The organism is Streptomyces lavendofoliae (genome assembly GCF_014649735.1).
In the GTDB taxonomy this organism is placed as follows: domain Bacteria; phylum Actinomycetota; class Actinomycetes; order Streptomycetales; family Streptomycetaceae; genus Streptomyces; species Streptomyces lavendofoliae.
The window spans coordinates 35,056-56,695 of record NZ_BMTP01000008.1 but is presented as its reverse complement, the minus strand read 5'-3'; the positions used below and the strand labels follow the sequence as shown (position 1 = coordinate 56,695).

20 protein-coding genes are annotated in these 21,640 nt (G+C 72.5%); 12 read left to right on the top strand and 8 right to left on the bottom strand.

Annotated features, from left to right (window positions below; all coding sequences use genetic code 11):
* Positions 1-84 precede the first annotated feature (84 nt).
* From dprA to IE109_RS16640, 3 genes are all read left to right on the top strand, one after another.
* Positions 85-1,251: a DNA-processing protein DprA gene (gene dprA / locus IE109_RS16650; RefSeq protein WP_189551682.1), complete on the top strand. Its 1,167-nt coding sequence runs from the start codon at positions 85-87 to the stop codon at positions 1,249-1,251.
* Positions 1,252-1,515: 264 nt separating this feature from the next.
* Positions 1,516-2,352: an RNA polymerase sigma factor WhiG gene (whiG, locus tag IE109_RS16645; RefSeq protein WP_189551681.1), complete on the top strand. Its 837-nt coding sequence runs from the start codon at positions 1,516-1,518 to the stop codon at positions 2,350-2,352.
* 53 nt (positions 2,353-2,405) lie between these two features.
* Complete coding sequence (locus IE109_RS16640) at positions 2,406-2,966, top strand: TetR/AcrR family transcriptional regulator (RefSeq protein WP_189551892.1); 561 nt, start codon at positions 2,406-2,408, stop codon at positions 2,964-2,966.
* 46 nt (positions 2,967-3,012) lie between these two features.
* Here the strand turns inward: IE109_RS16640 and IE109_RS16635 are convergent, their stop codons facing one another.
* Complete coding sequence (locus IE109_RS16635; RefSeq protein WP_189551680.1) at positions 3,013-3,567, bottom strand: M23 family metallopeptidase; 555 nt, start codon at positions 3,565-3,567, stop codon at positions 3,013-3,015.
* A gap of 253 nt (positions 3,568-3,820) precedes the next feature.
* Here IE109_RS16635 and rpsB point away from each other — a divergent pair, with 253 nt between their 5' ends.
* From rpsB to IE109_RS16590, 9 genes are all read left to right on the top strand, one after another.
* On the top strand, positions 3,821-4,747 hold the full coding sequence (rpsB, locus tag IE109_RS16630) for a 30S ribosomal protein S2 (RefSeq protein WP_189551679.1): 927 nt from the start codon (positions 3,821-3,823) through the stop codon (positions 4,745-4,747).
* Positions 4,748-4,845: 98 nt separating this feature from the next.
* A complete protein-coding gene (gene tsf / locus IE109_RS16625; protein WP_189551678.1) occupies positions 4,846-5,682 on the top strand; it encodes a translation elongation factor Ts in 837 nt (278 codons plus the stop codon).
* Between the two features lie 158 nt (positions 5,683-5,840).
* Complete coding sequence (gene pyrH, locus IE109_RS16620) at positions 5,841-6,605, top strand: UMP kinase (protein WP_189551677.1); 765 nt, start codon at positions 5,841-5,843, stop codon at positions 6,603-6,605.
* 147 nt (positions 6,606-6,752) lie between these two features.
* Entirely contained in the window at positions 6,753-7,310 is a 558-nt protein-coding gene (frr, locus tag IE109_RS16615) for a ribosome recycling factor (protein WP_064070288.1), read from the top strand.
* The gene (locus IE109_RS16610) at positions 7,310-8,515 is read left to right on the top strand and encodes a phosphatidate cytidylyltransferase (RefSeq protein ID WP_189551676.1); all 1,206 of its coding nucleotides are present in this window, start codon (positions 7,310-7,312) and stop codon (positions 8,513-8,515) included. The genes frr and IE109_RS16610 overlap by 1 nt, the downstream gene beginning before the upstream one ends.
* A 139-nt stretch (positions 8,516-8,654) precedes the next feature.
* Entirely contained in the window at positions 8,655-9,767 is a 1,113-nt protein-coding gene (gene rlmN, locus IE109_RS16605; RefSeq protein ID WP_189551675.1) for a dual-specificity RNA methyltransferase RlmN, read from the top strand.
* Positions 9,768-9,983: 216 nt separating this feature from the next.
* Positions 9,984-11,075, top strand: coding sequence for a thiamine ABC transporter substrate-binding protein (locus IE109_RS16600; protein ID WP_189551674.1), 1,092 nt, complete (start codon positions 9,984-9,986; stop codon positions 11,073-11,075).
* A 35-nt stretch (positions 11,076-11,110) separates the two neighbouring features.
* Positions 11,111-12,715 (top strand): ABC transporter permease, encoded by a 1,605-nt coding sequence (locus IE109_RS16595; RefSeq protein WP_189551890.1) that lies wholly within the window; start codon positions 11,111-11,113, stop codon positions 12,713-12,715.
* Positions 12,716-12,717: 2 nt separating this feature from the next.
* Positions 12,718-13,734 (top strand): ABC transporter ATP-binding protein, encoded by a 1,017-nt coding sequence (locus tag IE109_RS16590; protein WP_189551891.1) that lies wholly within the window; start codon positions 12,718-12,720, stop codon positions 13,732-13,734.
* Between the two features lie 38 nt (positions 13,735-13,772).
* On the opposite strand, the gene IE109_RS16585 is transcribed toward IE109_RS16590, so the two are convergent.
* The 7 genes from IE109_RS16585 to IE109_RS16555 form a co-directional block, all read right to left on the bottom strand.
* A complete protein-coding gene (locus tag IE109_RS16585; RefSeq protein ID WP_189551673.1) occupies positions 13,773-14,687 on the bottom strand; it encodes a DMT family protein in 915 nt (304 codons plus the stop codon).
* Between the two features lie 263 nt (positions 14,688-14,950).
* Positions 14,951-16,147 (bottom strand): serine hydrolase domain-containing protein, encoded by a 1,197-nt coding sequence (locus tag IE109_RS16580; RefSeq protein ID WP_189551672.1) that lies wholly within the window; start codon positions 16,145-16,147, stop codon positions 14,951-14,953.
* A 144-nt stretch (positions 16,148-16,291) separates the two neighbouring features.
* A complete protein-coding gene (locus IE109_RS16575; protein ID WP_189551671.1) occupies positions 16,292-17,407 on the bottom strand; it encodes an LOG family protein in 1,116 nt (371 codons plus the stop codon).
* A gap of 145 nt (positions 17,408-17,552) precedes the next feature.
* Positions 17,553-18,725 (bottom strand): hypothetical protein, encoded by a 1,173-nt coding sequence (locus IE109_RS16570; protein WP_189551670.1) that lies wholly within the window; start codon positions 18,723-18,725, stop codon positions 17,553-17,555.
* On the bottom strand, positions 18,707-19,435 hold the full coding sequence (locus IE109_RS16565; RefSeq protein ID WP_189551669.1) for an ABC transporter ATP-binding protein: 729 nt from the start codon (positions 19,433-19,435) through the stop codon (positions 18,707-18,709). The genes IE109_RS16570 and IE109_RS16565 overlap by 19 nt, the downstream gene beginning before the upstream one ends.
* A 212-nt stretch (positions 19,436-19,647) precedes the next feature.
* Positions 19,648-21,027 (bottom strand): aspartate aminotransferase family protein, encoded by a 1,380-nt coding sequence (locus IE109_RS16560; protein ID WP_189551668.1) that lies wholly within the window; start codon positions 21,025-21,027, stop codon positions 19,648-19,650.
* Positions 21,012-21,518, bottom strand: a complete 507-nt coding sequence (locus IE109_RS16555; protein ID WP_189551667.1) for an Lrp/AsnC family transcriptional regulator — start codon at positions 21,516-21,518, stop codon at positions 21,012-21,014. The genes IE109_RS16560 and IE109_RS16555 overlap by 16 nt, the downstream gene beginning before the upstream one ends.
* Positions 21,519-21,640: the final 122 nt, after the last annotated feature.

The window sequence follows — 21,640 nt, the reverse complement described above, 5'->3', positions numbered from 1 at the left end:
CACGGGTGCGGCACCACGGGGGCGACCGGCGTGTGCGACGAGCCGCGCGGAGGACAGAGGGACGGGACGAAAAGGGGGAGCGGCATGTCCGGCGGGGTGAGCGAGGAAGAGCGACGGGCCCGGGCGGCGTTGACCCGGGTCGTCGAACCGGGTGATGAACACGGGGGGCGGTGGCTGCGGGAGCTGGGGGCGGTGGGGCTGCTGCGGCGGCTGACGTCCGTGTCCTACGACGACGCGCTCACCGGCGCGAGTGAACAGCGGATCCACGGCTACCGGACACGTGCGGTGCGCGCCGACCCGGACGGTGACCTGGCGGCGGTGGAGGCGTGCGGCGGCCGATTCGTGGTGCCGGGCGACCCGGAGTGGCCGAGCCAGCTGGACGATCTCGGGGACGCCCGGCCCGTGGGGCTCTGGGTGCGCGGGCGACCGGACCTGCGCCGCTGGGCGCTGCGCTCCGTCGCGGTCGTCGGAGCACGGGCTTGCACGTCCTACGGGGCACACATGGCGGCGACCCTGGCCTCGGGGCTCGCCGAGCGCGGCTGGGTCGTCGTCTCCGGAGCGGCCTTCGGTGTCGACGGCGCCGCGCACCGGGGCGCGCTCGCGGCAGGCGGGGCCACCGTCGCCGTCCTGGCCTGCGGGGTCGACCGGGCCTATCCGCGCGGCCACGCCGAGCTGATTCGGCGCATCGCCGAACAGGGCCTGGTGATTGGCGAGTTGCCGCCAGGCTCGCACCCCACCCCGAGCCGGTTCATCCTCCGCAACCGCGTGATCGCCGCACTGACCCGCGGCACGGTCGTCGTCGAGGCCGAGTACCGCAGCGGGTCCCTGGTGACCGCCCGTGCCGCACAGCGCCTGGGCCGGTTCACCATGGGCGTCCCCGGCCCCGCCACCAGCGGCCTCTCCGCGGGTGTGCACGAGCTCCTGCGCGGCGAGGCGGAGCTGGTCACCGACGCGGCGGAAGTCTCGGAGCTGGTCGGCGACATCGGGGACCTCGCCCCGCCCCGGCGCGGCCCGGTCCTGCCCAGGGACCTCCTCGACCCGGCCGGCGCACGGGTGCTCGAAGCCCTGCCAGCGCGCGGGACGGCCGCCACCGCGAACGACATCGCGCGGGACGCGGGCACCACCGTCGACGAGGCGCTCGGCAGGCTGTACGAACTCCACGCCCTGGGGTTCGTCGAACGGCACGGCGACGGCTGGCAGTTGACGCCCCAGGCCGTACGTCGCCCGAATGCCCGGCGAGGCGGTCCTTGACCCGGAGCATTCGGGTGAAAAGGTGATGCCGATGACCTCCGCAGCTCTCCCGGTGACACCCGGAGGGCCGACGTGCCCGTAGTCGGCCCCGTGGCCCCCATTCGAAGATGCGGCCGAGGGTGCGCACTCGTGGAGTCACCATCCAGGGGCCTTCGCTCACTGCGACCGCCCAGTCACGCTACGCTCACCAGAATTACGCCCCCGCACACCGCTTCCCCTTCCCCCGTCCCCCCTCACACCCAGCAGAACGGCTCAAGGCGACGCATGCCCCAGCACACCTCCGGGTCCGACCGCGCTGCGGTGCCCCCCGCTGCCCGGGGCACCGTGCGCCCGTCCGCACCCTCGTCGCTCGACGAGCTGTGGCAGTCGTACAAGGACACGGGCGACGAGCGGCTGCGGGAACAGCTGATCCTGCACTACTCGCCGCTGGTGAAGTACGTCGCGGGCCGGGTGAGCGTCGGCCTGCCGTCCAACGTGGAGCAGGCCGACTTCGTGTCGTCCGGGGTCTTCGGGCTCATCGACGCGATCGAGAAGTTCGACATCGGGCGGTCGATCAAGTTCGAGACGTACGCCATCACCCGGATCCGCGGCGCGATGATCGACGAGCTGCGGGCCCTGGACTGGATCCCCCGTTCGGTGCGGCAGAAGGCGCGGGCCGTGGAGCGCGCGTACGCCACCCTGGAGGCGCAGCTGCGGCGCACTCCCTCGGAGGGCGAGGTCGCCGCGGAGATGGGCGTCGCCCTGGAGGAACTGCACGCGGTTTTCAGCCAGTTGTCGCTGGCGAACGTGGTCGCGCTGGAGGAGCTGCTGCACGTCGGCGGCGAGGGCGGCGACCGGCTGAGCCTCATGGACACCCTGGAGGACACCGCAGCCGACGATCCCGTCGAGGTGGCCGAGGGTCGTGAGCTGCGAAGACTCCTGGCCCGCGCCATCAACACCCTGCCCGAGCGGGAGAAGACCGTCGTCACGCTGTACTACTACGAGGGCCTGACGCTGGCCGAGATCGGCAATGTGCTGGGGGTCACGGAGAGCCGCGTCAGCCAGATCCACACCAAGTCGGTCCTCCAGCTCAGAGCCAAGCTGGCCGATGTAGGGCGCTGACGCCCGGGGGGCGGTCGTAAGGTGGAGCCGTGCCCAGGATTCGAGCGGCCTCGGTGGCCGAGCACCGGACCATGCAACGCGGCGCCCTGCTGGACGCCGCGCGTTCTCTGCTGTCCGAAGGCGGGACGGAGGCGCTGACCTTCCCCGCCCTCGCCGAGCGCACCGGCCTGGCCCGGTCCTCCGTGTACGAGTACTTCCGCTCCCGCGCCGCCGTCGTCGAGGAGCTGTGCGCGGTCGACTTCCCCGTGTGGGCGGCGGAGGTCGAGGCGGCCATGGAGCGGGCGGCCACCCCCGAGGGGAAGGTCGAGGCGTACGTCCGCGCCCAGCTCGACCTCGTGGGCGACCGGCGCCACCGGGCCGTCGTCGCGATCTCGGCCGGCGAGCTGGACGACGGGGCGAGGGAGAAGATCCGCGCGGCGCACGGCGGGCTGGTCGCCATGATCGTCGAGGCGCTGGCGGACCTGGGCCAGGAGCAGCCGCGGCTGGCCGCCATGCTGCTCCAGGGCGTGGTCGACGCGGCGGTGCGCCGTATCGAGCTGGGCGCGGCGGAGGACCCGTCGTCCATCGCCGAGACGGCCGTCTCGATGGTCCTCGGCGGCGTACGCGGCGGGTGAGCCGCACCGGCCGGCCCGGAAGCGCGGGTGCCCGCGCCGCCGGTCCTCAGGAGCCCGCCACGGGCAGCAGGCGCGAAGGCGGGCGGCGGAGCAGCGGCGGGGGCAGCAGCGACAAGGGGTTGAGGTAGACGTCGCCCCGGCGCAGGCCCCAGTGCAGGCACCCGGCCGCGCAGTGCGGGCGCGCCCCGGCGGTCACGACGGCGACGAGCTGTCCCGCCGCGACCTCGGCACCCGGTCGCACCAGGGGCCGGACCGGCTCGTAGGTGGTGCGCAGCGGAGGCGTGCCCGTGTCCGGAAGCGTGACGGACAGGACGCCCCGGCCCGCCACCGGGCCCGCGAACGAGACCCTGCCGCCCGCCGCCGCGCGTACCTCGGTGCCCGGTGGGGTGGCCAGGTCCACACCGCGGTGGCCCGGACCGTACGCCGAGGCGGGCGGCTCCCAGCCCCGCACGACCACCGGCCGCGGCGGGCCCACCGGCCACACGGCGGTCGCGCCCACCACCGGCCGCTGCGGGCCTCCCGACGGCCGGGCGGCGGGCGGGACGGCGGCGGCCGTGGCGGCCAGCACGGACAGGACCAGGGCGAACGCGGTGGAGTACATGCCCCGACTGTGGCGCAGAGGGACGGGACCGCGCTGATCATGGACCAGGTCTGTGGATCACGGGCCGGTTGTGGACAGCGCCGTCACCCGGCGCCGCCGAGGTCCCGTACACTTCTTCTGGCGACCCGGGCCACCGGGTCGACTTCGCACGCCCCGCCACCACCCTCACAAGTCGTGGCAGCGCCCTTCGGTCCACTCGTGGCACGGCGCGTCGGGGCGTCAGGACACAACCGAGAACCAAGGAGATACGGCCATGGCCGTCGTCACGATGCGGGAGCTGCTGGAGAGCGGCGTCCACTTCGGTCACCAGACCCGTCGCTGGAACCCGAAGATGAAGCGCTTCATCTTCACCGAGCGCAACGGCATCTACATCATCGACCTGCTCCAGTCGCTGTCGTACATCGACCGCGCCTACGAGTTCGTTAAGGAGACCGTCGCGCACGGCGGCTCCATCATGTTCGTCGGCACCAAGAAGCAGGCGCAGGAGGCGATCGCCGAGCAGGCGACCCGCGTCGGCATGCCCTACGTCAACCAGCGCTGGCTGGGCGGCATGCTCACCAACTTCTCGACCGTCTACAAGCGCCTTCAGCGTCTGAAGGAGCTTGAGGCGATCGACTTCGAGGACGTCGCGGCCTCGGGTCTGACCAAGAAGGAGCTCCTGGTCCTCTCGCGCGAGAAGGCCAAGCTGGAGAAGACCCTCGGCGGCATCCGCGAGATGCAGAAGGTGCCGAGCGCCGTCTGGATCGTCGACACCAAGAAGGAGCACATCGCCGTCGGTGAGGCGCGCAAGCTCCACATCCCGGTCGTCGCGATCCTCGACACCAACTGCGACCCCGACGAGGTCGACTACAAGATCCCGGGCAACGACGACGCGATCCGCTCCGTCACCCTGCTCACCCGCGTGATCGCCGACGCCGTCGCCGAGGGCCTCATCGCCCGCTCCGGCGTCGCGACCGGCGACCAGAAGCCGGGCGAGAAGGCCGCCGGCGAGCCGCTGGCCGAGTGGGAGCGCGACCTGCTCGAGGGCGAGAAGAAGGCTGACTCCGACGAGGCCGCCGAGAAGCCGGCCGAGGCCGCCGCGGAGGCTCCGGCCGACGAGGCCCCGGCCGCCGAGGCCGCTCCGGCCGACGAGGCTCCGGCCGCCGAGGCCGCTCCGGCCGCGGACGCCGAGCAGGCCTGACCCTCAGGTTCGGATCGACGGCGGGGGCGCACGTCGCCCCCGCCGTCCACCCGTAGATCTTCGTAGATCTTCCAGACTTCGAAAGAGACTCACAGATCATGGCGAACTACACCGCCGCTGACGTCAAGAAGCTCCGCGAGCTCACCGGCGCCGGCATGATGGACTGCAAGAAGGCGCTCGACGAGTCCGAGGGCAACGTCGACAAGGCCGTCGAGGCGCTGCGCATCAAGGGCCAGAAGGGCGTCGCCAAGCGCGAGGGCCGCTCCGCCGAGAACGGCGCCGTCGTCTCCGTGATCGCCGACGACAACACCTCCGGTGTCATCGTCGAGCTGAAGTGCGAGACGGACTTCGTCGCCAAGGGTGAGAAGTTCCAGAGCGTCGCCAAGGCCCTCGCCGAGCACGTCGCCAAGACGTCCCCCGCCGACATCGAGGCGCTGCTCGCGTCCGAGATCGAGGCCGGCAAGACCGTCCAGGCGTACGTCGACGAGGCCAACGCCAACCTCGGCGAGAAGATCGTCCTGGACCGCTTCGCGCAGTTCTCCGGCGGTTACGTCGCGGCCTACATGCACCGCACCATGCCCGACCTGCCCCCGCAGATCGGTGTCCTTGTCGAGCTCGACAAGGAGAACGCCGAGGTCGCCAAGGGTGTCGCGCAGCACATCGCCGCCTTCGCCCCGAAGTACCTCTCCAAGGACGACGTCCCGGCCGAGGTCGTCGAGGCCGAGCGTCGCGTCGCCGAGGAGACCACCCGCGCCGAGGGCAAGCCCGAGGCCGCGCTCCCGAAGATCGTCGAGGGTCGCCTCAACGGCTTCTTCAAGGACGCCACCCTCCTGGGTCAGCCGTACGCGCTCGACAACAAGAAGTCCGTCCAGAAGGTTCTGGACGAGGCCGGTGTCACCCTGAAGCGCTTCAGCCGCATCAAGGTCGGCATCTGAGCCGGTACGCGCTCGACACGGGATCCCGCTAGGGTTTTCCCAGTGGACGGTCGGTCGCGTCAGCGCCGGCGGCCACAGATCTGACGAGGAGGCCATTGCCGTAGGGACAACAGACCCACCGGCAATGGCCTTCTTCGTATGTGCACGAGGAGATCTCCATGAACCAGGGCGCCGCACAGGGCGACGACAACACCGGTAAAAAGGCCGGCCGCTTCATGCTGAAGCTGTCCGGCGAGGCGTTCGCCGGCGGTGGTGGCCTCGGCGTCGATCCCGACGTCGTACACGCCATCGCACGCGAGATCGCCGCGGTCGTCCGCGACGGCGCGGAGATCGCGGTCGTGATCGGCGGAGGCAACTTCTTCCGCGGGGCGGAGCTTCAGGTACGCGGCATGGACCGGGCCCGCTCCGACTACATGGGCATGCTCGGAACGGTCATGAACTGCCTCGCCCTCCAGGACTTCCTGGAGAAGGAGGGCATCGACTCCCGGGTCCAGACCGCCATCACCATGGGGCAGGTCGCCGAGCCGTACATCCCGCTGCGGGCCGTGCGGCACCTGGAGAAGGGCCGTGTCGTGATCTTCGGCGCGGGCATGGGCATGCCTTACTTCTCCACCGACACCACCGCGGCCCAGCGCGCCCTGGAGATCGACGCCGAAGCCCTCCTCATGGGCAAGAACGGGGTGGACGGCGTCTACGACTCCGACCCCAAGACCAACCCGGACGCGGTGAAGTTCGACGCGCTGGAGTACGGCGAGGTGCTCTCCCGCGACCTCAAGGTCGCCGACGCCACCGCCATCACCCTCTGCCGTGACAACAACCTCCCGATCCTCGTCTTCGAGCTGCTCGCGGCGGGCAATATCGCGCGTGCGGTGAAGGGTGAGAAGATCGGCACTCTCGTGAGCGACGAGGGCACCAGGACCTGATCAGGGTCCCGGGGGCTTCCCCCGGGGTGCCCCCGCGAGGGGATGGACAAAGCCCTGCCGGTCGGACACCGTGCAGGGGACAGACGCGACGCAGGTTCCGCAGCCCTTTGTACGCCGGGCCTACTCATAGACACGCAGGAGCAAGTGGTGATCGAAGAGACCCTCCTCGAGGCAGAGGAGAAGATGGAGAAGGCCGTCCTGGTCGCCAAGGAGGACTTCGCCGCGATCCGTACCGGGCGCGCGCACCCGGCCATGTTCAACAAGATCGTGGCCGACTACTACGGGGCCACCACGCCGATCAACCAGCTGGCGTCGTTCTCCGTGCCGGAGCCCCGCATGGCCGTGGTGACCCCGTTCGACAAGAGCGCGCTGCGCAACATCGAGCAGGCCATCCGCGACTCGGACCTCGGCGTCAACCCGAGCAACGACGGCAACATCATCCGGGTGGTGTTCCCCGAGCTCACCGAGGAGCGCCGCCGCGAGTACATCAAGGTCGCCAAGGGCAAGGCCGAGGACGCCAAGATCTCGATCCGCTCGGTCCGCCGCAAGTCCAAGGAGACGATCGACAAGTTCGTCAAGGACGGCGAGGTCGGCGAGGACGAGGGCCGCCGTGCGGAGAAGGAGCTCGACGACACCACCGCGAAGTACGTCGCGCAGGTGGACGAGCTGCTCAAGCACAAGGAAGCCGAGCTGCTCGAGGTCTGATGAACGACTCTTCCTGGGGGGCCCCGCCGAGAGGCGGTCCATGGGGTCCGCCCGACCAGGGGTACCACCCGGGGTTCGCTCCGGCAGCCCCGGCGGGTCCCGCCTACGACGGGCATGAGGCACAGCAGACTCGGCCCATGCCCATCGTGCCCGACGTTCCCGCCGGTGGAGACACCGGCGGAGACCAGGACGACCGCGACCGGGGGACCGCTCCGCTGAGCGGTCCCCCGTTCCGTCACGAGATGCCGCAGCCGGCGCAGGCGCCGTACGACCGGCAGCCGCCGTACGCGCCGCAGCCGCGGCCGGAGGATCCGCAGGAGCCCATGCCCAGCTCGCCGTCGGGAGCGCCGCAGCCCGCGGAGCAGCCCGGTCCGCAGAGGAAGCAGAAGAAGCGGGCCGGCCGGGACCTGAGGGCCGCCATAGGGGTGGGCGTCGGTCTCGGAGCGGTGATCGTCGCGTCGCTCTTCGTCGTCAAGGCCGTGTTCGTCGGGGTGATAGCCGTCGCCGTCGTGGTCGGGCTGTGGGAGCTGACCTCCCGTCTTCAGGAGCGCAAGTCCATCAAGGCCCCGCTCGTGCCCCTCGCCGTCGGCGGTGCGGCCATGGTCGTGGCCGGGTACGTGCGCGGCCCCGAGGGCGCCTGGGTCGCCATGGCGCTCACCGCGCTCGCGGTGCTCGTGTGGCGGATGACCGAACCGCCGGAGGGTTACCTGAAGGACGTCACGGCCGGCGTGTTCGCCGCGTTCTACGTGCCGTTCCTGGCGACGTTCGTGGCGCTGATGCTCACCGCCGACGACGGTGCCTGGCGCGTGCTGACGTTCCTGCTCCTGACGGTGGTCAGCGACACCGGCGCTTACGCCGTCGGCTGGCGGTTCGGCAAGCACAAGCTCGCGCCGCGCATCAGCCCCGGCAAGACCCGTGAGGGCCTGCTGGGCGCGGTGGCGTTCGCGATGGCCGCCGGCGCGCTGTGCATGGAGTTCGCCATCGACGACGGCGCCTGGTGGCAGGGCCTGCTCCTGGGCCTCGCCGTCGCGGCCAGCGCCACACTGGGCGACCTCGGCGAGTCGATGATCAAGCGGGACCTCGGCATCAAGGACATGGGCACGCTGCTGCCGGGCCACGGGGGCATCATGGACCGGCTGGACTCGCTCCTGCCGACCGCTCCGGTGGTGTGGCTGCTTCTGGTGGTCTTCGTCGGAACAGGCTGAACCGCGATCCGGTTACCCTGGAAGGGCTCGTCGCGGCGCGGCGGGCCCTTTCGGCCCCGCGGCCCCCGCGCGGGGATCATCCGGTGAGGTCTCCCGGCTCACGTACCGCGGCCTCGTCTTCACTGAGGAGTACCAGGTCATGCCACGCCCCGCACCGGGAGAGCTCACCTTCGTCGCCCCGCGCGGAGCCAAGAAGCCACCGCGGCACCTCGCCGACCTGACGCCCGCCGAGCGCAAGGAGGCCGTCGCCGCGATCGGCGAGAAGCCGTTCCGCGCCAAGCAGCTGTCCCAGCACTACTTCGCGCGCTACGCGCACGAGCCGGCCCAGTGGACCGACATCCCCGCCGCCTCCCGCGAGAAGCTCGCCGCGGAACTGCTGCCCGACCTCATGTCGGTCGTCCGGCACATCTCGTGCGACGACGACACCACCCGCAAGACGCTGTGGCGACTGCACGACGGCACCCTCGTCGAGTCCGTCCTGATGCGGTACCCCGACCGCGTCACGATGTGCATCTCCTCCCAGGCGGGCTGCGGGATGAACTGCCCGTTCTGCGCCACCGGCCAGGCGGGGCTCGACCGGAACCTGTCCACCGCCGAGATCGTGCACCAGATCGTCGACGGGATGCGGGCGCTGCGGGACGGCGAGGTGCCGGGAGGACCCGCCCGCCTGTCCAACATCGTCTTCATGGGCATGGGCGAGCCGCTCGCCAACTACAACCGCGTGGTCGGCGCGATCCGCCGGCTCACCGACCCCGAGCCGGACGGGCTCGGGCTCTCGCAGCGCGGCATCACCGTCTCGACGGTCGGCCTCGTCCCCGCGATGCTGCGGTTCGCCGACGAGGGCTTCAAGTGCCGCCTGGCCGTCTCGCTGCACGCCCCCGACGACGAGCTGCGCGACACCCTCGTCCCGGTGAACACCCGCTGGAAGGTCCGGGAGGTGCTGGACGCCGCCTGGGAGTACGCGGAGAAGTCCGGCCGCCGCGTCTCCATCGAGTACGCCCTCATCCGGGACATCAACGACCAGGCGTGGCGCGGCGACCTCCTCGGCCGCCTCCTCAAGGGCAGGCGCGTCCACGTCAACCTGATCCCCCTCAACCCCACGCCCGGGTCGAAGTGGACCGCGTCGCGCCCCGAGGACGAGAAGGCGTTCGTCGAGGCGATCGCCGCCCATGGCGTACCGGTCACCGTCCGTGACACCCGCGGGCAGGAGATCGACGGTGCCTGTGGACAGCTCGCGGCTGCTGAACGCTGACCTTGTAGTCTGAGCTCGAACACACCTGCATATTCCGACAGGGGAGCGCCACAGCGCTGAGAGTGCGACGCCGTCAGGTCGCAGACCCTCTGAACCTCGCCCAGGTCATTCTGGGTAGGAAGTTCGGTCGTTACTCGAGCTGTTGCGCCCTGCCCGCCGGACGGTTCCGGCGGGCGGGGCCGCGTCTCTTCCTGGTCATACCCAGGAGGAATCTCAGTGAGCACCACCACGAAGATCGCGGCCGGCACCCTCGCCGCCGCGCTGGGCGTCACGACGCTCACCGGCTGCGGCGGCGACTTGGGCAAGGACGCCGGCGGCGGGACGAAGTCGAAGACCGTGACGCTCGTCAGCCACGACTCCTTCAACGCCTCCCCGGCGGTCCTGAAGGAGTTCACCCGGCAGACCGGCTACACCGTCAAGGTCCTCAAGAGCGGCGACGCCGGCGAGGCCGTCAACAAGGCGATCCTCACCAAGGGCGCCCCGCAGGGCGACGTCTTCTTCGGCGTCGACAACACCCTCCTGTCGCGGGCGCTCGACAACGGGCTCTTCGAGCCGTACGAGGCCAAGGGCCTGGACCGGGTCCCCGAGGCCGTCCAGCTGGACAGGGACGGGCACCGGGTGACGCCCGTCGACACCGGCGAGATCTGCGTCAACTTCGACAAGAAGTACTTCGCGGACCGGAAGCTCGCGCCGCCGCAGACCTTCGACGACCTCGCCAAGCCCGCGTACAAGGACCTCCTCGTCGTCGAGAACCCCGAGCGGTCCTCACCCGGCCTGGGCTTCCTGCTGGGCACGGCCGCCCAGTACGGGGACGAGGGCTGGCAGGACTACTGGAAGAAGCTGAAGGCCAACGGCGTCAAGGTCGTCGACAGCTGGGAGCTCGCCTACAACCAGGAGTTCTCCGGCTCAGCCGGCGGCCGGAAGGCCAAGGGCGACCGTCCGCTCGTCGTGTCGTACGCCTCCAGCCCGCCCGTCGAGGTGCTGTACTCCGAGCCGCAGCCCGCCGAGGCGCCGACCGGCGTGTCCACCGGGACGTGCTTCCGGCAGACCGAGTTCGCCGGCCTGCTCACCGGCGCGAAGAACCCCGACGGCGGCAAGGCCCTCATCGACTTCCTCATCGGCAGGAAGTTCCAGGAGGACATGCCGCTCCAGATGTTCGTGAACCCGGTGGCGAAGGACGCCGCGCTTCCCGAGCTGTTCACCAAGCACGGTGCGGTGGTCGCCAAGCCCCACACCGTCGCCCCCGGGAAGATCGCCGAGAAGCGTGACGGGTGGATCCGGTCGTGGTCCTCGCTCGTCCTGAAGTAGCCGCCCTCAGGCGCGGGGCGCTGCGGGCGGGGCTCATGGTCCTGCCCGTGGCGTTCTTCGGCGTCTTCTTCGCCTACCCCGTCGTCGCGATCGTCGGGCGCGGCCTGACGGCGGACGACGGCGCCTGGCGGCTCGGGCGGCTCGGCGACGTGCTGGGCCGGCCGGACGTCCTGGACGTCCTCTGGTTCACCACCTGGCAGGCGCTCGCCTCCACCGCGCTCACCCTGCTGATCGCCCTGCCCGGCGCGTACGTCTTCGCCCGCTTCGACTTCCCCGGCAAGGCGCTGCTGCGGGCGGTCGTCACCGTGCCGTTCGTCCTGCCGACCGTCGTCGTCGGCACCGCGTTCCTCGCCCTCCTCGGCCGGGGCGGGCTGCTCGACGAGCTGTGGGGCGTACGGCTCGACACCACCGTGTGGGCGATCCTCCTCGCGCACGTCTTCTTCAACTACGCCGTCGTCGTCCGGACGGTCGGCGGCCTGTGGTCCCAGCTCGACCCGCGTCAGGAGGAGGCGGCGCGGGTGCTGGGCGCCTCGCGGTTCGGCGCCTGGCGGCGGGTGACGCTGCCCGCGCTGGGGCCCGCCGTGGCCGCCGCCTCCCTGATGGTGTTCCTCTTCACGTACACCTCCTTCGGGATCGTGCAGATCCTCGGCGGGCCCGCGTACCGGACCCTGGAGGCGGAGGTGTACCGGCAGACCGCGCAGTTGCTGGACCTGCCGACGGCGGCCGTGCTCACGCTCGTGCAGTTCGCCGCCGTCGGCGCGATCCTCGTCCTGCACGCCCGGACGGTACGGAAGCGGGAGACCGCGCTGAGGCTGGTGGACGCCGGCTCGACCGCCCGGCGGCCGCGCGGTGCCGGGCAGTGGGCGCTGCTCGGCGGGGTGCTGCTCAGTGCGGTGCTGCTGCTCCTGCTGCCGCTCACGGTGCTCGTCCGGCGGTCCTTCGACGGGGGCCTCGGCTACTACCGGGCGCTCCAGGACGTGTCGGCGAGCGGCGGGACGTTCCTGGTCCCGCCCCTGGAGGCGGTCGGCAACTCGCTGGAGTACGCGGCCGTCGCGACCGGGATCGCCCTGCTGGTCGGCGGGCTCGCCGCCGCCGCGCTGGCCCGGCGCGCGGGGCGGTTCGTCCGCGGCTTCGACGCGCTGCTGATGCTGCCGCTCGGCGTGTCCGCCGTGACCGTGGGCTTCGGGTTCCTGATCGCGCTGGACGAACCGCCGCTGGATCTGCGCTCCTCGTGGATCCTGGTGCCGCTCGCCCAGGCCCTGGTCGGTGTGCCCTTCGTCGTACGGACGATGCTGCCCGTCCTGCGCGCCGTGGACGTACGGCTGCGCGAGGCGGCGGCGGTGCTCGGCGCCTCGCCGTGGCGGGTGTGGCGCGAGGTGGACCTGCCGCTGGTGGGGCGGGCGCTGGCGGTGGCGGCGGGCTTCGCGTTCGCCGTGTCGCTGGGCGAGTTCGGGGCGACCGTGTTCATCGCCCGCCCCGACAACCCGACCCTGCCGGTCGCCGTGGCCCGCCTCCTCGGGCGGCCCGGCGACCTCAACTACGGCCAGGCCATGGCCCTCTCGACGATCCTGATGGTGGTGTGCGCGGTGGCCCTGCTGCTGCTCGAACGTATCCGTGCCGACCGCGCCGGGGAGTGGTGACCATGCTCGCCCTGCGGGACGTGACCGTACGCTTCGGGGCGCGCGCCGCCGTCGACGCGGTGTCGCTGGATGTCGCCGACCACGAGGTCGTGTGCGTGCTCGGGCCGAGCGGCAGCGGCAAGTCGACCCTGCTGCGGGTGGTGGCCGGGCTCCAGCCGGTGACCGCCGGCCGGGTGCTGCTGGACGGCGCCGACCAGAGCGGCGTGCCCGTGCACCGGCGGGGCGTCGGCCTGATGTTCCAGGACCACCAGCTGTTCCCGCAGCGGGACGTCGCCGGCAACGTCGCGTTCGGGCTGCGCATGCGGGGCGTGGCGCGCGTGGAGCGGGCCGCCCGGGTGGCGGAGCTGCTGGACCTCGTCGGCCTGCCCGGCGCCGGCCGGCGGGCGGTCGCCGCGCTGTCCGGCGGCGAGCAGCAGCGCGTCGCGCTCGCGCGGGCGCTGGCGCCCCGGCCCCGGCTGCTGATGCTCGACGAACCGCTCGGCCAGCTCGACCGGGGCCTGCGCGAGCGGCTCGTGGTCGAGCTGCGGCAGCTGTTCGGGCGGCTCGGCACCACGGTGCTCGCCGTCACGCACGACCAGGGCGAGGCGTTCGCGCTCGCCGACCGGGTCGTCGTGATGCGCGACGGGCGCGTCGCCCAGAGCGGTACGCCGCTGGAGGTCTGGCAGCGCCCGGCCTCCGAGTTCGTCGCCCGATTCCTCGGGTTCGACAACGTGGTGCCGGGCACGGTGACCGGCCGGGCGGCCGACACCGTGTGGGGCAGGATCCCGGTGCCGGCCGGGTCCGCGCAGGGGGCGGCCCGGGTGCTGGTGCGGCCCGCGGGCGTCCGGCTCGGCGACCCCGCCGGCGGGCTGTGGTGCACGGTCGAGGCGCGGACGTTCCGGGGCCAGAGCGTGGCGGTACGGCTCCGCCCGGAGTCGGGCCCCGCCCTGGAGGCGGCGTGCGCGCTGCGGGAGGCGCCCGAGGAGGGGGCCGTGGTCGGGGCGACCTTCGCGGCGGACGAGGTCGTCGTCCTCGGCTGACGGGGTGGAGCCGTCAGACGCGGCACCCGCGCGGTCCCTCAGCCGGTGGCGGCGAGTTCCCGGGGCTCCTCCGCCACGGCGGGCGACGGCCCGGCCTCCGGCGCCCCGAACCACGCCACCGCGACGGCGCCCGCCACCGCCAGCAGGAAACCGGTGACCGCGAGCCACCCGAACCCGGGCCGGGACGCGTCCCCCAGCCACAGCACGCCGATCATGCCCGGCAGCACCGTCTCGCCGACCACCAGCGCGGCCGTCGCCCCGTTGACCGAGCCGATCTGGAGCGCGACGGTGTGCAGGTACATCCCGCCCACGCCCGCGACGAGGATCGCGTACAGGGCCGGATCCGCCAGCAGCGCGCCCAGGCCGAACGGCTCGACGCCGTTCAGTACGCGTACGCCGACCCCCAGCGCCCCGAAACCGAGCCCGGACAGCAGACCGGCCAGGATCGCCGCCCGGCCGCCCAGCAACCGCACCAGCACCGTCCCGCCCACCATCAGCACCAGCGACACCGCCAGCAGCCACCAGTGCGTCGCGACCGGCGTGTGCCCACTGCCCTCCGGCCCCGCCGCCGTGGCCAGCAGCACCAGCGCCGAACAGACGACGCCGATCGACGTCCACTCCGCCCGCGTCAGCCGGATGCCGAGCATCCGCACGCTCAGCACGGCGGTGATCACCAGGTTCGCGCTGATCACCGTCTGCGACAGGAAGAGCGGCAGCATGCGCGCGGCCAGCGCGCCCAGCCCGAACCCGACGAAGTCGAGAACCGTACCGACGACGAACTCCCACGTCATCGCCGCCTTGGCGGTCGAGGACAGGGACGGTCCGCCGTGCTGGGTCGTCAGGCCCGCCGCGGCCTCACGGCGGGCGGACTTCCGGGAACCGACCGCTTGCAGGACCGAGCCCGTGCCGTAGCAGATCGAGGCCGCGACGGCCGTCAACAGTCCTATGAGCACGTCCGGCTCCGTTCGTCGGTCAGCTGTGTACGTCGTACGTCTGCCAGACGGGAGAACGGGCCGGGGCGTTGCCTCGGGCATCGCCGAAACGGCGGGGGAGGAGGAGTCGCGGGGCGGCACACGGGCAAGGGGCACGGCCGCCCGCGCACCCGGTGCCCCGGCGGGTGGGCGGGCGGGCTGAAGCGCGTCACACGTCCGCCGCGCCGTCCGGAAGGCCGTGGCCGAGTCGGCGGCCGGTGACCGGTGACCGGTGACCGGTGACGTCAGCGGCGGAGCAGCGCGCAGACGAAGTCCTCCTGGACCGCGCGCATCCTGGCCAGAAGCTCCGGCGTCGCCTGCTGGGAGACCTGGGTGTCGAGGGTGAAGGTCATCGAGCGCTTGCCGTCGGGTGTGGCGGCGGCGAGCTGGCTGTAGCCCGCCATGGTGCCCGTGTGGCCGAGGACGGCGCCGCAGCGGGTGGTGTACCGGAACAGCGCGAGGCCGGCCTCGTTGCGGCCAGGACCGGGGTTCACCGAGGAGCCCGGGATCCACTTGGTCTGCTGCTTCCGGGTCTCCTTCGACAGGAGCCGGCCGCCCGCGTAGGCGCGCATGAAGGCGTTGAGGTCGTTCGGGGTGGCGACCATCCCGCCCGAGGCCCACAGGGCCGACACGCCGAAGGCGGTGCTGACGTCCTCCGGCCGCTGTCCCGGTACGACCGCGTAGCCGTGCAGGTAGGGCTGGGGGAGCAGGTGGCCTCGGGGCAGGCTGGTGTTGCGCAGGCCGAGCGGGCGGTACACCAGCCGGCGGAGCAGCTCCTCGTACGGGAGTCCCGTCGCCGCCTCCGCCATCAGGGCGACGGCGACGTTGTCGGAGTTGTCGTAGCGGTAGCGGGACCCCGGCGGGAACAGCAGCGGCTGGCCGGCGACGAAGTCCAGCAGGGTGTGCGGGTCGAACTCACGGCGGGGGTCGGACGCGAACCGTTCCTGGAAAACCGGGTCCTCGGTGTAGTCCGGCAGCCCGCTGGTGTGCTGGAGCAGATGGCGGAGGGTCACCTTGTGCCAGGCGGCGGGCAGCCACGGCAGCCGCTTGCCGATCGTGTCGCCGAGCCGCAGTTGACCGCGGTCCACGAGCTGGAGCGCCACGGCGCCGCTGTACGCCTTGGAGACGCTGGCCAGGCGCATGTGGTCGCCGGGCCGCGGCGGCCGTCCGGACTCCACGTCGGCCACCCCGGCCCGGTACACCCGCACGTCCCGGTCCCGCTGGAGCACGGCGATCGCGCCGGGAGGACCGCCCGGCAGCCGTACCAGCTCCTCCAGGGCGTTCCGCAGCTCCCGGTCGCCGCGGACGTCGGGGCGCTGCCCCTCGGCCTGCGCGGGTCCGGCGAGCAGGCCGGCGGCACACGCCCCGGCCGCGATCAGGGCGGTGGCGAGTCCGCGTCGGGTGCGGAACCGTCGTCCGCGGTGGGTGGGCGCTGCGCGCATACCGGCGTACCTCCTGGGCTCGTTGGCGCCCGGCACGCGCCGGGCGGCTCAGGGCCCAGCATCGGGCGGCCCCGCGGGCCGCGCCCGCCTGGTGGGCCATCCGGCTTCATGGAGGGGGGCGGCGCGAGCGCCGCGCGACAGGCGTCAGCGCCCGGCGAGCCGGCGCAGCGCCTCGGGAACCTCGGCCACGTCGTCGACCAGGGCGATGCGGCTCTCCATGGAGCGGCCGGCCGCGAGCGACCGGAGCAGCGGCCAGGCCGGCAGGTGCTCGGTCCAGTGGTGCCGGTCGACCAGGACCATGGGGGTCGGCTCGCCGCGCGACTCGTAGTAGTTGGGGGTCGCGTTGTCGAAGACCTCCTGCACGGTGCCGGCCGCGCCGGGGAGGAAGACGACGCCCGCGTTGCAGCGGGCCAGCAGACCGTCCTCACGGGTGGCGTTGGCGAAGTACTTCGCGATGTGGGACGCGAACGTGTTCGGCGGCTCGTGGCCGTAGAACCAGGTCGGGATGCCCACCGAGTCGCCGCCCCCGGGCCAGCGGGACCGGACGTCGAAGGCCGCTCGCGCCCAGGCGCCCACGGACGGCACGAACGACGGCTCCTTGCCGAGCAGCAGCAGCGCCTCCTCCAGCATGGCGTCGTCGTACGGCGCGGCGTACGCGCCCAGGTTGGCCGCCTCCATGGCGCCGGGCCCGCCGCCCGTCGCGACGGTCAGCCCGGCGCGGGCGAGGCCGCGGCCCAGTCGGGCGGCACCGGTGTACGCGTCCGTGCCGCGCGCCATGGCGTGGCCGCCCATCACCCCGACCACACGCGCCCCGGCGAGGTGCTCGTCCAGCGCGTCGGAGACGGCGTCGTCGTGCACGGCCCGCAGCATGGAGCCGAAGATGTCGCCGTCCGCCTTCGTCCGCTGGAACCAGGCGTACGCGAGCGCGTCCGGCGTCCCGGCGTACCCCTGCTCGGCGAGGCCGGCGAACAGCTCGTCGGGGGAGTACAGCAGCCCCCGGTACGGGTCGAACGGCAGGTCGGGCAGGGGCGGGAAGACGAGCGCCCCCTCGGCCCGCGCCTTCGCCGCGGCCTCCGGCGCCATGCGGCAGCCGAGGAAGACGGCACCCGTCACGGGCAGGGCGAGCAGTGCGCCCGTACGCTCCGCCAGGTCGACGGCCTGGAGCCGGTACCCGACGAGGCTGCCGCGCGCGGCCACCTCGTCGAACTCCTGGAGCGTCTCTATCTCGCGGTCGTGGCCGTGCCGGGGTGTGTGCGCCATGCCGCCACGATAGCCACCCCCCGGCGGACCGCCACGGCCCCGGTGCGGCGACCGGGCCCAAACCCGCCGGCGGACCGGCCCGACCCTTGCGCGCGCCCGGAAGGAACGGTTCTCCGGGGCGCGGCCGGATCGTGGCCGTCGCGTCCTACCGTCGCAGCGGCAGCGCCGCCAGTTCGGCGACCGCCCACGTCAGGGGCGCGAACACGGCCAGCAGCGCCAGGGCCCGCACGGTCACGGCCAGCCGGAGCATGGAGGCCGAGGCGCCCAGCCGCAGCAGGGCGTCCTTCGTGGAGACGCGGGTCTGCCGGGACTCCAGCGCCGCCGTCAGCAGCGTCGCCGTGGTGCACGTCATGACCAGCGCCGCGCCCAGCCCCGTCAGCGGCCCGAACGGCTGGGCGCCGCCCGGCCCGTACAGGGTCGTCGCGCCGATGGTCGCCGAGGCCACCGCGCACGCCACGCCCAGCGGGCGGCCGATGCGCCGCGCCTCGTCCATCAGCGCGCGGCCCGCGAGCAGGCGGGTGACCCCGGGGCGGAACGCCTGGAGCAGCCGCCCGGTCAGGTGCGTGAGCCCCGGTCCCGCGACGGCGAGGCCCACCGCGGTGAGCGTCCAGCCGGCCAGCACGCCCACCGGTCCGCCGCCCAGGCCGCCCGGCAGCGGCAGCGCCGCGGCGCCACCGCCCCGGCCCCGGGAGGCGTACATCTCGACCGCCACGCCCAGCGCGACCAGCGCCACGCCCCAGGGCAGTCCGCTCGGCGGGGCCGCGGCCGCGGGCTCGGCGGTGTCGGGGTCGTCGTCCAGGACGGCCCTGCGGCGGGGCCGCAGCGTCAGGGCGGCGGACGTGGACGCGACGACCGGCACGACCGCCAGCAGCGTCAGCGCGCCCGCCACCGGCAGCGGCCGGCCCGCGCCCAGCAGCTCGGCGGAGGCCCCGTCGAACGGCAGGCCGGTGAGGTCACCGCGCAGGTGGAGGAAGACGAGCAGGGCGACCGCCGAGCCGAGCGAGCAGGACACGGCGGTGGACGCGGCGGCGACCGCGGCGAGCCGGGTGGGGCCCAGGCCGATCGCCGACAGCCCGGGGCGCGGCCGGGTGGCCGGGTCGGTCCGGGCGACGGCGACCGCGAAGTGCACGGTGGCGGCGAGCGGCAGGGCGCACCAGGCCAGGCGGGTCAGGGCCGCCTGCGACTCGCCGGGGTGCCCGACCGCGTACCCGAGGGTGCACAGCAGCAGGAAGCCGACCCCGGCCGACGCGGCGGCGACGAGCAGCCGGCGCAGCAGCACCAGGGGGTGGGCGCCGCGGGCTAGACGGAGAGCGAGCACGCGTCGCGGCCCTCCGCTCCGTTGAGGTGGACGGAGTTGATCCGTCGGCCGTCGAGCAGGTGCGCCGTGCGGTCGGCGAGCGCCGCGACCTCGGGGTCGTGCGTGGCGAGCAGGACGGTGATCCGGTGCGAGCGGGCGGCGGCGGTCAGGGTGCGCAGCACCTGGGCGCCGTCGGCCCGGTGGAGGGGCGCCGTCGGCTCGTCGGCGAAGAGCAGCGACGGCATGGTCACCAGGGCGCGGGCGATGGCGACGCGCTGGCGCTGAGCCTGGGGGAGGGCGCGCGGGCGCAGGCGCGCGCAGTCGCCGGCGTCGAGGCGCTCCAGCCAGTCGAGGGCCGCGGCCTTGGCGGCGCGGCGGGAGGTGCCGCGCAGCATCAGCGGCAGGGCGGTGTTCTCCCAGGCGGTCAGCTCGGGGACGAGGCCGGGCTTGGGGCCGATCCAGCCGAACCGGTCGCGGCGCAGCCGCTCGCGCTGGAGCGGGGTCATGGTGTGCACGGGGGCGCTGTTGAACCAGACCTCGCCCTCGCGGGGGACGAGCCGGCCGGACAGGCAGCGCAGGAGTGTCGTCTTGCCGCTGCCGCGCGGTCCGCTGACCGCGAGGATCTCGCCCTCGCGCACGCCGAGGGAGACGCCTTGGAGCGCGGGGGAGCCGTTGTGGGAGTGGTGCAGGGCGCGTGCCCAGAGCACGTCGTTGTCCGGCGGGGCCACCATGGCGTACACCTCGGTATCGGTTCTGATGTGTCGTTTCCCCGTACGTTGTTCCCCCGTACGGCGGAACGATGGTAGGGCGGATCGGTCACAGGAACCGTAGGTATTGGCGAGGCGGCTGTCCGGACAGCACACGGCCCGGGTCCGCCCATCTCACTCGGATGGGGCAGGACCCGGGCCGCGTTCAGCCTACGATCGGACGATCACGCCGAGGGTCACAGCTTCGTCCAGGCCTCGGTGAGGGTGGCCCGGAGGATCTGCTCGATCTCGTCGAACGTGGACTGGTCGGAGATCAGCGGCGGCGCCAGCTGGACGACCGGGTCGCCGCGGTCGTCGGCACGGCAGTACAGGCCGTTGTCGAACAGCGCCTTGCTGAGGTAGCCGTACAGGACGCGCTCGGTCTCCTCGTCGTCGAACGACTCCTTGGTGACCTTGTCCTTGACGAGCTCGATGCCGTAGAAGTAGCCGTTGCCGCGGACGTCGCCGACGATCGGCAGGTCGTGCAGCTTCTCCAGCGTGGCCCGGAAGGCGCCCTCGTTGTCCAGGACGTGCTGGTTGAGGTTCTCGCGCTCGAAGATGTCGAGGTTGGCGAGGCCCACCGCGGCGGAGACCGGGTGGCCGCCGAAGGTGTAACCGTGCAGGAAGGTGTTGTCACCCTTGTAGAACGGCTCCGCCAGGCGGTCGGAGATGATGCAGGCGCCGATCGGGGAGTAGCCCGAGGTCATGCCCTTGGCGCAGGTGATCATGTCCGGCACGTAGTCGAACTTGTCGCACGCGAACATCGTGCCGAGGCGGCCGAAGGCGCAGATGACCTCGTCGGAGACGAGCAGCACGTCGTACTGGTCGCAGATCTCGCGCACGCGCTGGAAGTAGCCGGGCGGCGGCGGGAAGCAGCCGCCGGCGTTCTGCACCGGCTCCAGGAACACCGCGGCGACGGTGTCGGGGCCCTCCATGAGGATCTGCTGCTCGATCTGGTCGGCGCACCAGCGGCCGTAGGCCTCCGGGTCGTCGCCGAAGATCGGCGCGCGGTAGATGTTGGTGTTGACCACCTTGTGCGCGCCGGGGACCAGCGGCTCGAAGGGGGCCTTCAGGCCCGGCAGGCCGGTGATGGACAGCGCGCCCTGCGGGGTGCCGTGGTAGGCGACCGCGCGGGAGATGACCTTGTGCTTGGTGGGCTTGCCCACCAGCTTGAAGTACTGCTTCGCCAGCTTCCAGGCGGTCTCGACCGCCTCGCCGCCGCCGGTGGTGAAGAACACCTTGTTCAGGTCGCCGGGGGCGTGGTGCGCGATGCGCTCGGCCAGCTCGACGGCCTTCGGGTGGGCGTAGGACCACACCGGGAAGAAGGCGAGCTCCTGGGCCTGCTTGTAGGCGGTCTCGGCGAGCTCCGTGCGGCCGTGGCCGGCCTGGACCACGAACAGGCCGGCGAGGCCGTCGAGGTAGCGCTTGCCCTTGTCGTCGTAGATGTAGGTGCCCTCGCCGCGGACGATGGTCGGGACGGGGCTGTTCTCGTACGACGACATGCGGGTGAAGTGCATCCACAGGTGGTCGTAGGCGGTCTTGGAGAGGTCCTTGCTCACGGCTATCGGGTTCCCCACATATAGGTCTGCTTCTTGAGCTTGAGGTAGACGAAGCTCTCGGTGGAGCGCACGCCGGGGAGAGTGCGGATGCGCTTGTTGATCACATCCAGGAGGTGGTCGTCGTCCTCGCAGACGATCTCCACCATCAGGTCGAAGGAGCCCGCGGTCATCACCACGTACTCGCACTCGGCCATGGCCGTCACCGCGTCCGCCACCTGCTCCACGTCACCCTCGACGTTGATGCCGACCATCGCCTGACGGCGGAAGCCGACGGTGAGGGGGTCGGTGACGGCGACGATCTGCATGACGCCCTGATCGAGGAGCTTCTGGACGCGCTGCCGCACGGCCGCCTCCGACAGGCCCACGGCCTTGCCGATGGCGGCGTACGGACGGCGGCCGTCCTCCTGGAGCTGTTCGATGATCGCCAGGGATACGGCATCGATCGTCGGTGACGATCCGTTCCCGGCCCTGGGGTCTGCGCTTCGACTGGCCACGTCTTCACTGTGCACCGAGTCTCGTCAGTCGCGCAACCCCGGATCGAGGAAATCCGTCGTTCCGGAGATCTAATCCCACTGAATCCGAAGTTGTGGGACGTCGGCCCTGTCGGAATCGTCGCCTCAGCGACTAGGGT